15 protein-coding genes are annotated in these 13,395 nt (G+C 68.0%); 1 reads left to right on the top strand and 14 read right to left on the bottom strand.

Annotated features, from left to right (window positions below):
• Positions 1-223 precede the first annotated feature (223 nt).
• The 8 genes from VJT49_RS15065 to VJT49_RS15030 all read right to left on the bottom strand — a co-directional run bounded on the left by VJT49_RS15065 (position 224) and on the right by VJT49_RS15030 (position 6,057).
• Positions 224-526: a hypothetical protein gene (locus tag VJT49_RS15065; protein ID WP_324165432.1), complete on the bottom strand. Its 303-nt coding sequence runs from the start codon at positions 524-526 to the stop codon at positions 224-226.
• A complete protein-coding gene (locus VJT49_RS15060; RefSeq protein WP_324165431.1) occupies positions 527-715 on the bottom strand; it encodes a hypothetical protein in 189 nt (62 codons plus the stop codon).
• Positions 716-753: 38 nt separating this feature from the next.
• Positions 754-936 carry a hypothetical protein gene (locus VJT49_RS15055; RefSeq protein ID WP_324165430.1) on the bottom strand — a complete coding sequence of 61 codons (183 nt, stop codon included), beginning with the start codon at positions 934-936 and terminating at the stop codon, positions 754-756.
• Between the two features lie 73 nt (positions 937-1,009).
• Positions 1,010-1,186 carry a hypothetical protein gene (locus tag VJT49_RS15050; RefSeq protein ID WP_324165429.1) on the bottom strand — a complete coding sequence of 59 codons (177 nt, stop codon included), beginning with the start codon at positions 1,184-1,186 and terminating at the stop codon, positions 1,010-1,012.
• Positions 1,187-1,459: 273 nt separating this feature from the next.
• Entirely contained in the window at positions 1,460-3,535 is a 2,076-nt protein-coding gene (locus VJT49_RS15045; RefSeq protein WP_324165428.1) for a hypothetical protein, read from the bottom strand.
• Between the two features lie 21 nt (positions 3,536-3,556).
• A complete protein-coding gene (locus VJT49_RS15040; protein WP_324165427.1) occupies positions 3,557-3,976 on the bottom strand; it encodes a hypothetical protein in 420 nt (139 codons plus the stop codon).
• Positions 3,977-4,721: 745 nt separating this feature from the next.
• Positions 4,722-5,429 (bottom strand): B3/4 domain-containing protein, encoded by a 708-nt coding sequence (locus tag VJT49_RS15035; protein ID WP_324165426.1) that lies wholly within the window; start codon positions 5,427-5,429, stop codon positions 4,722-4,724.
• A gap of 16 nt (positions 5,430-5,445) precedes the next feature.
• Complete coding sequence (locus VJT49_RS15030) at positions 5,446-6,057, bottom strand: LysE family translocator (protein WP_324165425.1); 612 nt, start codon at positions 6,055-6,057, stop codon at positions 5,446-5,448.
• A 122-nt stretch (positions 6,058-6,179) separates the two neighbouring features.
• On the opposite strand from VJT49_RS15030, the gene VJT49_RS15025 reads away from it, so the two are divergent.
• Entirely contained in the window at positions 6,180-6,785 is a 606-nt protein-coding gene (locus VJT49_RS15025) for a phosphoribosylanthranilate isomerase (RefSeq protein ID WP_324165424.1), read from the top strand.
• A 7-nt stretch (positions 6,786-6,792) separates the two neighbouring features.
• Here the strand turns inward: VJT49_RS15025 and trpC are convergent, their stop codons facing one another.
• Genes trpC through VJT49_RS14995 form a run of 6 tightly spaced genes read right to left on the bottom strand, consistent with a single transcriptional unit; the run spans position 6,793 to position 13,238 of the window.
• The gene (gene trpC, locus VJT49_RS15020) at positions 6,793-7,584 is read right to left on the bottom strand and encodes an indole-3-glycerol phosphate synthase TrpC (protein ID WP_324165423.1); all 792 of its coding nucleotides are present in this window, start codon (positions 7,582-7,584) and stop codon (positions 6,793-6,795) included.
• A gap of 12 nt (positions 7,585-7,596) precedes the next feature.
• Positions 7,597-8,610, bottom strand: a complete 1,014-nt coding sequence (trpD, locus tag VJT49_RS15015; RefSeq protein WP_324165422.1) for an anthranilate phosphoribosyltransferase — start codon at positions 8,608-8,610, stop codon at positions 7,597-7,599.
• A 2-nt stretch (positions 8,611-8,612) separates the two neighbouring features.
• The gene (locus tag VJT49_RS15010) at positions 8,613-10,700 is read right to left on the bottom strand and encodes an NAD(P)-binding protein (RefSeq protein WP_324165421.1); all 2,088 of its coding nucleotides are present in this window, start codon (positions 10,698-10,700) and stop codon (positions 8,613-8,615) included.
• Entirely contained in the window at positions 10,697-11,365 is a 669-nt protein-coding gene (locus VJT49_RS15005) for a YggS family pyridoxal phosphate-dependent enzyme (protein ID WP_324165420.1), read from the bottom strand. The genes VJT49_RS15010 and VJT49_RS15005 overlap by 4 nt, the downstream gene beginning before the upstream one ends.
• Complete coding sequence (gene pdxH, locus VJT49_RS15000; protein WP_324165419.1) at positions 11,362-11,994, bottom strand: pyridoxamine 5'-phosphate oxidase; 633 nt, start codon at positions 11,992-11,994, stop codon at positions 11,362-11,364. Before pdxH ends, VJT49_RS15005 begins: the two co-directional genes overlap by 4 nt.
• A 17-nt stretch (positions 11,995-12,011) precedes the next feature.
• Positions 12,012-13,238 (bottom strand): hypothetical protein, encoded by a 1,227-nt coding sequence (locus tag VJT49_RS14995; protein ID WP_324165418.1) that lies wholly within the window; start codon positions 13,236-13,238, stop codon positions 12,012-12,014.
• Positions 13,239-13,395 lie beyond the last annotated feature (157 nt).

The raw sequence follows: 13,395 nt of genomic DNA, 5'->3' as shown, positions 1-13,395 counted from the left end.
CGGATCCGTATGCCAGCGCGTACCCGTCCACGTCGCGCACACTCGCACCTCCCCTCTTGGCCAGACTGGTGTGAGATGCCCCGAGTGAGTGCGGGGTCCCCGATCGAGAGGGCGGGACCGGAGATCCTGTGCGCGTGTCCACACCAGCTGATGAGCAGTTTTGGCGTTCGGGCGAGAGAGTACGCCTGTCCGGCGGGCGAGCCTGACCCTGACGCGGCAGCGTTCACCCCGGAGGACTCGCCACGGTCGCGTCCTCTGCTGCGGCGATCAGCCAGCCGGTGACACAGCGAAAATAGATGTCGAGGATGACGTAGTACCGGTACCAGATTCCTTTCACCGGTCCTTTCAGCGCGGTGATGTCCCAGAACCACACCTGTCTTGGGGCGCGGGCCACGAGTTCGGGCCAAACCCGGGCCGGGTGGGTGGCCTGGCGGCGGCGTTCGCGGACCTGGCCGGCGGCGCGGGCGATGCGGTACATCGCGGAGATCGAGCACCAGTACCGGCCTTCGTCAAGCGGCGCCCACACCTACGGGATCGCCAGGTCCCGGTAGGCCGGGCCGGTCAGCAACTGCAGCACCCGGGCCAGCTCCCGTAACGTCGGGGGCTTGTGGTGGGGGTGCGCCGGGCAGCCAGGGTCCGTGCAGGGGCCTTTCGGGTTGGCGTGCCGATAGTGGGTCGCTCGGGATATCCCGGTCAGCGCACATGATGTCGTCACGGAGATTTCGGCGGTACGGAGTTCGGTGAACGCGGCGGCTATGACGTCCTCGGCGGCTGGTCGTTCTCCGCGCTCTCGGAGATTCGGGCCAAGAGCGCGTGTGCTTTTCCCATGGTGTCCAGTGCCATCCGGGTCTTTTTCAGCTCGGCGGCCGGTTTGTCGTTCCGGCGGCGGACTTTCTCCACCTCGATTCGCTCGGCGGTTTTCTTCCCGCGTTTCACCGGCGGCTCCGCCGCGCCGGCGGTCAAGGCTCCCGCGTCCCGGGCTCGGGTCCATTCGATGATGTGCGAGGAGTCACAGGCCCTCCCGACGCGGAATCGCACCTTTCTCGCCAATGGGGGCTTTCTCGTGCTCGGCCACCATGGCCAGCTCGTACTCCGGACTGAACGCCCGCCGCGTCGGGCGCGGAGCCGGATCGCCCTGCTCCCCAGCCGCCGGACTCCCGGGCTGCTCGTCAGATGATGTGGACACGTGCACACGATCTCCGATCCCGCCCCTCGATCAGGGACCGCACTCACACGGGGTGTCTCACCTCAGTCTGATCAAGAGGGGTCAGCACCGCGCAAGAGAGGCACTGACCTGTCCTGTTGGACACTCGTGGCACCATCATCACAGGCCACTGCCGGAACTCTTGGCAGGGCAACCCGCACTACCGCGCAGAGGAACGGACCGAAACCCGTTTGGCTCCCGCGCCCCTCACTGCGGAGCGCAGGAAATCACCGGCGACGGCGCCCGGTCGGGCGGTCAGGCGGAGGAGCCCACGGCCAGGAGTTTCCTTGTCGACTTGCGGCTTCCGTCGACCGACGGTAGGTACAGCACCGCCTCGTACGTGCGGTTCTGTTGCGGGTGGAACTTCAGAATGACCGTGCATGTGCTTCCGTCCGGTAGCAGCGGATTCGGGCAGGACCCCGGGTCGCGGCTGACTTCGAACGCCGACGCGTCCTGGCCGCCGAGGGTGAACCCGGCGGTGTTCGCACCCGTGTCGGGCCAGCAGTCACCGAGATACAGGGAGCGTTGAGTGGTGCTGGTTTCGCCGACCTGGGTGGTTCCGAGGTCCCATGGTTCGTTGGGGGTCCCCGACTGGCATTCGGCCGGCACCCCACCCACGGAGCTGGGGTCGCTGGATGGTGGTTCCGGACTGCTTGGCGCGCTGGACGGGGTCGTCCTCCGGCTTGTCGCCGATGTGCTCCGAGGCGCGCTGGAAGTCGGCGGTTCCTGGAAGGTGGTCTGCTGGCCGTACGACGCCACGCTGCTTTCCGGGGCGGCGATCGGAACGTCGGTCGCGGCCACCGGGGCCGGAGAGCCGGTCAGCGCGATGGCGGTCACCACCGCGCCGATGATGACCGTGGCGGCCACCCCGCCGACCACCGCCGGTTTCCCCACCAGCGCGCGCCCGGCGTGCCGGGCGCCGGTCGCCGTCCCGCTCACCGCCGGGTGGGCGAGCAGTGTCTTGCCGGCGAACAGGGCGCCGCCCACGGCGGCCCCGGCGGCGACTCCCGTCATCAGCGCGCGTTTCCGGGCGTCCTGTTCGTGCGCGAAGTACGCCTCGTCCGCGGCCGAGCCCAGCCGCGCGGCCGCCTGGCGCCCGAGCTCCAGAACCTCCTGCCAGGCCCCCCAGCGCAGCGTGCGGGCGAGAACGGGCGCGGTGAGCCGTGCCAGATCCCGGACCACGTCGTACTCGCCGCCCGCGCTCGCCGCCCGCAGCACGCCCACGATGACCGGGGCGGCATCCCGCAGGGATTCGAGCGTGGCGCCGGTTTGGGCCCAGGTGAGGAGCCGGCGGCCCAGTTCCGCCGGGTCGGCCTCGATGCCGGTGCGCTCGGCCACCGCCACGGCCAGCCTGCCCGACGCCTGGTAGCCACCGGAGGCGAGTTCTACCACGTGCGCCTCGGTCAACTCGGCCAGCGCGGACGCCTCGGCGTCGGCGCCGGCCGCGAGCAACTCTGCCGGGACCGTGAGATCCGGCAGCGCGCACAGCAGGGCGAGCGCCCGTTGGGCGGCCGGGCTCAGGCGCGGCGCGATCGCCGTGGCGATCACGTCCGGATCGGCGGCGCGTCCGGAGGCGCCGAGGGCGGACCACGCCTGGATCAGGGCCAGCGGGTGGCCGTGTGCGGCCTTCCAGAGCGCTCTGGCGGTGGTGATTTCCTCATCGGTGAGCGAACGTTCTTCCTGGCCGGCGAGCAGGTTCACGGCCGGGCCTTCGGCCAACCCCCCGACCGGCAGCACCACGCTGTCCGGCCGCGCGCAGGGTGCCTTCGAGGCGATCAGGACCTCGCAGGCCGGTGCGGCGTCCAGCAACTCGGCGAACTCGCGTTCGGACCCCCCGAAGTCGTCCACGATCAGCAACGCGTCGATCGAGCCCATCAGCCGCCGCAGCCGAGCGTGCTCCGGCCGGTAGTCGTGCACGTCGTAACAGGCCTCGAACAGTTCCTGGAGGAGGTCCTGGCCCGGTATGCCGGCGGCCGGGAGGTAGACCACGTCCCGCCCGCCAGCCACGCGACGCGCGGCCACCTCCAGCAGCACAGCCGTCTTGCCGACCCCCGGCGGGCCGACCACCTGGACCGGCCGTCCCTCGTCCAGGGCCGCGATGATCCGCACCACCTCGTCATCCCGGCCGACCACCACCCGGCCACGCCGCGGCAGCGGCCTCCCGGCCGGGCGCCGCCGGCGCCGCACCGGTGGCGGATCATCGGAACGGACCGTGACCGACGCTCCCCGCATCGCATTGATCAGCACATTGTGGTGGCCGACGACGACCTGCCCGTCGACTTCGCCGCTGATCACCGCCGAATATCTCGGCGCTTCGCCGTCCTCCGGCATCCGATCCCTTTCGAAGTTTCGTCAGAGAAACTGATCAAAACGATTCCGGAACTCGGTGGCGAGCTCGTCTCCGGCCGCGGCGACCAGCTTGACGACCACAGGATGCACAACCAGTGAGGTCACCGCGGCCGACCAGCGCGGCAACGTCTTGGCGAACCAGTTCCGAACATATTCCATTGTGCTCAACTCGGGCCGGGGCGCGGTCACCGCGTCTTCCAGTTCGGCGAGCCGTTCCTGGGCCTGTTCGACCGCTTCGAAGGACGTACCGACCAACTCCCGCCGGATCTCGTCGAGCAGTCGCGACCATTCGCGAATGTCTGCATCGGTGACCTGCGGGACGTGGGACACCTCCTTGTTGACCAGCCGATTACCATGACCGATCGCCACCTGGCCGTTGACATTTCCCGAGATCGTGGCGTGCACGTCGCCATCCTGTCGCATCGCCGAAGCGTACTTCCGACCCGGCGCGCTGTTCCACCTCGACCAGTGGCCATCACCCGAACGTACCCATGATTCGGCCGAACAATATTTGCGACGACGAATCAAATACGCTTTCCCGCCGCGCCCACCACCGCATTCCCATACCACCGGAATTCGGCAAATTTCCGACACGGGCCGGCGTGGAAATTGCCCACCGCCGGCGACCGGAACCCGACACCAAGACCCGACTTTTCTCCAAAGCATCTCAAGGAGCAGGAAGGGAAGAAGAGAAAGGAGCAGTCGGCAGGCGACCTACCGGACGGTTCGTCGACCCACGACGGTGCCGTCGCCGCGTACGGGAGTTCGCTAATGACGGAGGTCTTCGCGGTCAACAGTCCGGGGTGGGCCGTTCTCGATGTGGTGTTCGTCCACGGGCTGGACGGGGACACGCGCAGGACGTGGTCGCGGGAGGAACTGGAGTCCTTCTGGCCGCGGTGGCCGGCCGACGACGTTGAGGATGTCGCGGTCTCGACCGTCGGCTACGACGCCTGGTCGAGCGGGTGGCGTGACCGGTCCATGAACTTGCCGGACCGGCCCGTCAACATTCCGCCCAACCGCGGAACCACGGGATTGGTGACCGCTCTGTATCGTCACCCACAGCATGGGTGGTCTGCTGGCCAAGGAGATGCTTCTCCACGCGGCGGAAGGCCGCACGGGTTTCGAAACGTCCCGGAGCTGTTGAGGTCATGTTCGGGACACCACGTTGTCAGGAGCTGTCTGCGCCGAACTCGAACCGTGGCGAGGACGCGGTGAGCATCGCGGTCCTGGTGGCCGACGACGAGGTCGCGCCGAGCTCCTCGGCGACCGCCGCGGTGAGTTTTTGCACATCGGCCAGCGCGGTGTCGTGCATCGCCTCGGCGACGACAAGCACCGAACCGGTGCTGTCGCTGACCGCGGAGTAGCGGCTCTGCCGGTTGGTCCACCGCCTGGCGTGCGCCCGGCCCGAGTCGTCGGCGAAGATCACTTCGCGGGGTTCCGGGTGCTCCGTCTCGCCGGCGAACGTCAGGTGGCTCTCGTCGCCGGTCGCGTGCCGTACGGTCAGGCCGCCGTTGACCTGGGCGACGTCGAACACCGCGATCGGGACCGCGAACCCCAGCGAGATCGCGTTGCACAGGTCGATCAGCGGGTGGATCTGCGGTAGCGACCGCTCCTTGCGGAAGCGCCGCAGCAACGATTCCGCCGCACACCGGTATTGTGTCGGCTTGAAGCCCATGCGGCTGAACGCGCGCCGCCATGCCTGGATTTCTGGGAACTCACCCTCGGTGCCCGTGGCGAGCCTGGATGCAGCGGTTTCGGTGAACGGGGTCGTGCGGTTGGCTACCGAAATGCCGGGTGTGATCCGGTTCGCGAACACCACGCCGACGACGAGTTCGGGAAACTCGGCCCATATGTCGGCCGAGTGCTGGAAATACATTTGACAACCTTACTGGTTATGCCTCGGCGAACGCCAGGCCTGCGGCCAGGGCAACGAACGTGCCCGCGAAGGTGCGGCGCATCCAGGTCAGCACTTTCGGGCGGGACAGCACGTGGTTCCTGATCAGCGCGGCGAATTTCCCGTAGCAGACGAACACCACGAACGTCAGCAGCATGAACACCACGCTCAACTCGATCATTTTGAGGAACGCGTTTGGTTCCTGCGGACTGACGAACTGCGGCAGGAACGCGAAGAAAAAGATGGTGAGCTTCGGATTGAGGATGTTCACCAGAATGCCGGAGACGATCACCTTGTACGCCGACCGGATGTCGGGATCCTGCTCGACGGTCAGCGCCCCCTTGTCGCGCAGGGCTCCCCACGCCATGTACAGCAGGTACGCCACGCCCAGGTACTTGAGCGTGTGGAAGGCAAGCGCGCTGGCGTGCAGCAGTGCGGCGAGGCCGGTGATGGCGGCTGCCATGTGTGGAACGATCCCGAGCGTGCACCCGATCGCGGCGACAATGCTCGCGCGGAAGCCGCGGGACAGCCCGGCGGCCATGGTGTAGAGCACCCCGGTTCCTGGGGTCGCGACGACAACGAGTGACGTCAACCAGAAACTAATGGTCATCGGACACCTCCCAGCCCGCGAAACCGGGCAGGCTTCCCCGTCTCGGCCGTGCCGCAAATTATACCACGTCGCGTGACCGAGATTACCCGGCTGGGCCGTCAGCGGCTGCTAAAGTCGGCGGCGTGTTCGTGAAAGTGTGCGGTCTTCGCACCGAGCGCGATGTCACGGCCGCGGTCGAAGCCGGCGCGGACGCCATCGGATTCGTGTTCAGCCAGAGTGTGCGCCAAATAGAACCCGAGGTCGCCCGGCACCTCGCCCAGGCGGTTCCGGAGCATATTCTTACCGTCGCGGTATTTGGCGGAACGCCCGCCGCGCAAGCCGGCCGAATCGCGTCCGATTGTGGAATACGCGCGATTCAACTGCATGGCGACTATCCGCGCAACGCATTCGCCCAATTGGCGGAACTTCCCGTCCGGCTGATCCGGGCGACCACTCTCGGCCCCGGCGTCGAGGTCGCCACCGGCGCGTACGGCGAGCACATGCTGCTGCTCGACTCTTCGGTGGCCGGTTCCGGACAGCGCTGGGACCTGGCGCTGCTGCACCAGAAGCGGCCGTCGGGCAACTGGCTGCTCGCGGGCGGGCTCAACGCGGGCAACGTGCTCTCGGCTATCGAGGCGGCGCACCCCTGGGGTGTGGACGTCTCCAGCGGCCTCGAGTCCGCACGCGGAGTGAAGGACCCCGGCCTGATCCGGCAATTCGTATCCCTCGTCCGATCGGCCCTCCCCTGACGGACCCTTAACGCGTCAGCAGTTCCCGGGTGGCCGCGCGCAGGTCAGGACGCCGCATCAGGCTCTCGCCGATCAGGAACGTGTTCACCCCGGCGCGCGACAGTCTGGCCAGATTGTCCGAAATGGATAGTCCGCTCTCGCTGACCGCCACACGGTCGCCCGGGATCTTCGCCGCCAACTGCTCGCTGGTGCCCAGGTCCGTCTCGAACGTGCGCAGGTCCTTGTTGTTGATACCCACCAGCCGCGAGCGCATCCCGAGCGCTCGGTTCAGTTCGGGCTCGTCATGTACCTCGATCAGCACGTCCATGCCGAGCGAGAACGCCACGTCCTCGAGCTCTTTCGCGGTCGCGTCGTCGACGAGAGCGAGGGTGATCAACACGCCGTCCGCCTGCCAGGCACGGGCCTGCACCACCTGGTACGGGTCGTACATGAAGTCCTTGCGCAGCACGGCGAGCCCGGTCGCGTTCCGGACCGCCGCGACGTAGTCCGGGCTGCCCTGGAACGACGGCACGTCGGTCAGCACCGACAGGCACGCCGCCCCGCCCGCCTCGTACTCGCGAGCCAGTTCGGGCGGGTCGAAATCCGCCCTGATCAGACCCTTCGACGGGCTCGCCTTCTTCAACTCGGCGATCAGCGCGTACTCACCGGCCGCGAGCCGGCGCTCGATCGCGGCCAGGAACCCGCGCGGAGGCGGCGCGGCTTCCGCGTCGCGCCGCAGGTCCGAGAGTGGGCGCTCGCGCTTGGCACGCGCGATCTCCTCGCGCTTGTATGCCTCGATCGCGGTAAGGAAGTCGGCCATGTTTGCTCCCGTTCACTCGTTGGACACAGCGACCAGCCGCTGGAGCCGGTACAGCGCCTGCCCGGACTCGATCGACTTCGCGGCGATTTCCATGCCACCGGCCAGATCAGGCGTCCGGCCGGCGACCACCAGCGCGGCCGCCGCGTTGAACATCGCGACATCGCGGTATGGGCCGGGCCGGCCACTCAGCACCGCTCGCAACGCGGCCGCGTTGTGGTCGGCGTCCCCGCCCTTGAGCGCATCCGGCGTGGCGCGCGCGAGCCCGACGTCCTCGGGTGCGATCTCGAATGTGCGCACCTCACCATCGGACAGCGACGCGACCGTGGTCGGCCCGGTCATGGTGATTTCGTCCAGCCCGTCGCTGCCGTGCACCACGAACGCGCGCCGCGAGCCAAGTGCCGCGTACACCCGGGCGAGCGGCTCTACCCACTCGCGCGAAAACACCCCGACCATGTGGTGGCGCACCCCGGCCGGGTTGATCAGCGGACCAAGCAGGTTGAACACGGTCCGGGTGCCCAGCTCGATTCTCGTGGGACCGACGTGGAGCAGCGCGGGGTGGTGGGCCGGTGCGAACATGAAACCGATCCCGGCGTCGCGCACGCACCGGGCCACCTGGTCCGGCTCGATGGCGATGTTCACGCCGAGCGCGGTGAGCACGTCCGCCGCACCGCACCGGGACGACAGCGCCCGGTTGCCGTGCTTGGCGACCGGCACGTCGGCGCCCGCGACGATGAACGCCGCGCAGGTGGACACATTGTAGGAGTTTGACGAGTCGCCCCCGGTGCCGACCACGTCGACCGCGTCGGCCGGGGCCTCGACGGTCCGCATCTTGGCGCGCATGGCGGTGACCGCGCCGGTGATCTCCTCGACCGTCTCGCCCCGCATCCTCAGCGCCATCAAGAACGCGCCCATCTGCGATGGCGTCGCGGCACCCGAGGTCATCAGGTCGAACGCCCACGCGGACTCATCCCGGCTCAGCACCGCGCCGGTGGCGACCTTGCCGACCAGCGCCTTGAACTCCTCCACGATCAGCTCCGTCCAGTGGGCAGCGGCTGGTCCCAGCCGAGCTCGACGTTCTCACGGCGGAACGGCGTCCAGTCGGTCAGCGCGGTGTCCAGCGTCCGGGCGAACAAATGTCCACTATGGACGGCGGCGGCGATGATCCCGGGCCCGAGGCAGTCGCCGATACGCACCACCCGGCGGATGCCGGCGTCGCGCAGCGCGGGCTCACCCAGTGCCCGGAGCTCCTGGTACAACTCGTCGCGCGGCAGGCACCCGGTGACCAGCACCAGTGCGTCCGCGGCGACCGCGGTCTCGCGGCCGGTGTAGACGCAGGCCAGGTGCGCTGCGCCACGTTCGGCGCGGGTGAGCGTGGTGGACAGGTGCACCGCCGCGCACGATTCGAGCAGCCGCTGCTGCACCTTGCGCTGCTCGGTCGTGTACTGGGTGAACGAGGACACCAACGTTTCCGGCGTCACGAAAGTGACCTCGCAGCCGGCCTCGATCAGCTGCTCGGCGATCACGCCGCCCAGGTAGTAGTGATCGTCGTCGAACAGCACGACGCGGCCGGACGGCAGCCGCCCGTCCATCACGTCGTCCGGCGTATACACCGGCAGGGCGCCCAGGGCCGGCACGGGCTCGCTGTGGTAGCGCCCCGCTCCATCGGCGCGCCAGCTCGCGCCGGTGGCGACCGCGATCAGCGAGCATTTCGACTCGAGCACCATGTCCGCGGTGATCTCGTTGTCGGGCAGCAACTGCACGTTGGCCATCCGGCGCAACCGGCCGAGCCGGTAGTCGCGCACCCGCGCCCAGGTGGCCAGCCCCGGCAGCCGGCTTTCCCGGCTCACCCGGCCGCCCAGCTCACGGTCGCGGTCGGCGAGCAGCACCTGGTAGCCGCGTTGGCCCAGCGCGCTGGCCGCCTCCAGCCCGGCCGGGCCGGCGCCGATGACGAAGATCGTGTCGTCGGTGTCCCGGGGCGGGATGCGCTCGGGGTGCCAGCCGCGCCGCCACTCCTCGCCCATGGTCGGATTCTGCGTGCACCGGATCGGCACGTTCGCCTTGTCCCAGGCCACGCAGACGTTGCAGCCGATGCACTCGCGGATGTCCTCGAACCGGCCCTCTTCGACCTTGCGTGGCAGGAACGGGTCGGCGATCGACGGACGGGCCGCGCCGATGAAGTCCAGCGTGCCGTTCCGGATCATCGACACCATGGTGTCCGGCGAGATGAACCGGCCGACGCCGACCACCGGCCTGGTCGTCACCGTCTTGACGAACTTGACGTACTGCTCCTGGTAGGCCTCGCCACCGAAGCGCGCTGTCTGGCCGTCGTTGTCCCAGTTACTGAGATTTACGTCCCACATATCGGGCAGCTCGGCGAGCATCTCGACCACCTCGCGGGCCTCGTCCCCGCTCGCCGTGCCGCGTGGTCCGGGCAGCGTGTCCACGCCGAACCGGATGGCCACCGCGCAGGTGTCGCCGATCGCCTCCTTGGTGTCCTCGACCAGTTCGCGCAGCAGCCGGGCGCGGTTTTCCAGGCTCCCGCCGTACTCGTCGGTGCGCTGGTTGTGCCGCCGGGAAAGGAAGTGCACCGGCAGCGAGATCTCGTGGCCCGCGTAGACGTAGACGATGTCGAAGCCGGCCCGTTTGGCGTTGAGCGCGGCCTCACGGTGCCAGCGGCGGAACGCCCGGATGTCGTCCTTCTCCATCGCCCGTGCGGTGACCGGGAAGATCCCCTTCGTCGGCCGCGCGCTCGGCGCGATCGGCACCGTCCTGGTCTCCAGGTTCGGCACGTGCGAGCCATTGTGCACCAGCTCCACGCCCGCGAGGGCACCGTGCTCGTGGATCTCGTCGGTTGCCCTGGCCAGGTAGGGCACGTCCTTTCCGTCCCAGAGCCGCAGTTCGCGCTGGTGCGCGCCCGAGTAGTGCACATCGCACTGCTCGGTACAGACCACGCCCCAGCCGCCCTCGGCCTTCACGCCCCGCATCGCGGCCATCGAACTCGGGTAGGCGCGGCCCATCCCGTTGCAGTGCGGCACCTGGTAGAAGCGGTTCTTGGCCACCACCGGGCCGATCCGCACCGGTTCGAATAGGATGTCGTAACGCGCCGGGCGGGTCATGCGCGCGCTCCGAAGATGGCTGTGCCGACCCGCACGTGGGTCGCGCCGTAGGCAATGGCGGTGGCGAAGTCGGTGCTCATGCCCATCGACAGCGACTCGAGCCCGTTGCGTTCCGCTAATGCCGCCACCATCGTGAAGTGGGGCTCGGGCGGCTCGTCGAACGGCGGGATGCACGTCAGGCCCGCGATTTCCAGGCCGTAGGCGTTCTGGCAGTCGCGCACGAACGCGTCCACATCGGCGGGCAGCACCCCCGATTTCTGTGGCTCGGCGCCGGTGTTCACCTGCACGAGCAGCCGGGGTCGGCGGCCCTGTTTCTCGCACTGCCTGGCGATCGCCTCGCACAGGCTCGGCCGGTCGATGGAGTGGATGGCGTCGAAGAGCGCCACGGCCTCCTTGGCCTTGTTCGACTGCAGTGGCCCGATCAGGTGCAGTTCGACCTGCGAAGCACCCGACCGGATCACCGGCCACTTCGACTTGGCCTCCTGGACGCGGTTCTCGCCGAAAACGCAGTGCCCAAACGCGATGACCTTCTCGATGACTTCTCCCGGCACTGTCTTGGACGCCGCGACCAGCGTCACCGAGCCGGGGTCGCGGCCAGCTTCGCGGCAGGCCGCCCCGACTGTTTCACGGACCGACTGGAGTCCGGCGGTCGCATCGTGGCTCATGGGTACAGCCGCCCCCCGTTCCATTTGCCGTCCGGGGTCTCCCGCCGGAACACCAGCCGGTCATGCAGCCGGAACGGCATGTTCGTCCAGAACTCGAGGTACACCGGCCGGATGCGGTAGCCCACCCACTGCGGCGGCCGGGGCACGTCGGCGTTGTCGAAGCGCGCCGTTTCGCGGCGCACATCGGCTTCCAGGATTTCGCGCCCGGCCAGTGGCTGCGACTGCCGGCTCGCCCAGGCACCGATTCTGCTGTCTCGCACCCGTGACGCGAAGTAGGTGTCCGCCTCGGCGTCGGTGGTGTGCCCAACCGGGCCCCGGAAGCGCACCTGGCGGCCTAGCGACTTCCAGTGGAGGACACCGGCCGCCTGCATGTTCGCCGTCAATTCCACCCCCTTCTGCGACCTCGCGTTGCTGTAGAACACGAAACCGCTCGAATCGAACGATTTCATCAGCACCATGCGCACATCGGGCAGGCCGGCCTCGTCGGATGTTGCCAGCGCCATCGCGTTCGGGTCGTTCAACTCCCGTTCCCGCGCCTTTTCGAACCACTCGGTGAACAGCGTGAACGGATCGTCCACGGCGTCCACGGAAACCAGGTCCCCGGGATCCCCGACCGGTGGAACTCGCAATGTCGTCGTCTCCACGGTCAGCGAGCCAGTTCCTTTTTCGACGCGAGCAGGTGACGCCATTTGTCCAGGTCGTCACCGCGGGCGGTGATCAGGTGTGCGTTCCCCTCGGCGTCGATGAGCGCCTCGGCGGGCGGCGGGACATTGAGGAATTCCATGTGCTGGGTGGCGCAGTAGGCGCCCACGTCGAGGATCACCATGTGGCTGTTCGCGTCGACACCGTCGGGCACCCAGTACTCGCCGGGCAGGATGTAGTCGTTGCGCAGGATGGTGCGGCCGCGGAGCACGGCATTGCACCCGTCCGCCGAACGGATCTCGTTCAGCTCCGAGTCCAGGAACACCACGTTGTGGTGGCGGTCGCGAAGCTGAGCCGAAGGCATCAGCATCCGCGAGCCGTCTGTGGCGACCAGGTTGTATATCGGGTTGGTGACCAGGTCTCGCTTGACGCTGAGCAGCAGCGCGCCGACATCGGCGAGTACGTCGCGGGCCGGTTCGAACATGAACTTGACGTGCTCTGGCACGCTTATCTTCTCTGCCGTCTCACGCAGCGCGCGCAGGTATTCGTGCCAGTCGAAATGCTTGGCCGACTCGTCCCACTCGCCATAGGAGAATCCGTGCCCACCGGCGAAGTTCACCGAGCGCACATGCGGGAAGTATTCGGTGAAGATGGAGAACATGGTCCCGATGACCCGGATCATGTCATCCCGCGAATTCCCGCTGCCGCAGTACACTTCGAAGCAGTCAAGATTGCGCTCGTACTGCCGCAGCAACTCGACCACGCGCGGCAGCTCGCCCAACTTGATGCCTGGTTTGCCCGAGTCGAGGCTGTCGATCCGGGCACTGATCGACGGCGCGCCGATGCGCAGCGCGTAGGCCACCTCGTCAAGGCTGGACAGGAAGGTCGGGTGGCCGGTCTTGGCCCAGAACGCGATCTCGTCGTCGGAGACGTGCCCGGGCGAGACGATGAACTTGTCGAACCGGAACTGAGTGGCGATCGCATGCTCGCCGGGCAGCTGCAGCAGCAGCCCGACCCCCAGGTCTCGCAAAGATCCGAGCACGTGGGGGTTCGAGTTCGGGAAGAACGGTATGTAGAGCTCGAGGCGGTTGTCGATACCGGCGGCGGCAGCGGCACTCTTGATGCGATTCACGTTCCGGACCAGCTGCGCTTCGCTGTAGATGAAGACCGGCGTGCCGACCTGGTCGCGGATCAAACGAAGGTCTGCGCTGTCGATCCACGAACCAGCCATTCTGCGGTGCGTCGTTGCCGTAACTGGTCAGGTGGTCGCGGTGTGGTTATTGGTGTGTGGGCATCCAGGGGCGGCCCTTGGCGAGCATGATGAGGACTTCGAGGAAGTGTTTGGCGTGTTTTGCGGCGGTGGAGAGGTAGCTTCGGATGGCGCAGAA

The sequence above is a fragment of the Amycolatopsis sp. genome, from assembly GCF_035276945.1.
Taxonomy (GTDB): domain Bacteria; phylum Actinomycetota; class Actinomycetes; order Mycobacteriales; family Pseudonocardiaceae; genus Amycolatopsis_E.
This window is presented reverse-complemented; position numbering and strand designations above follow the sequence as displayed.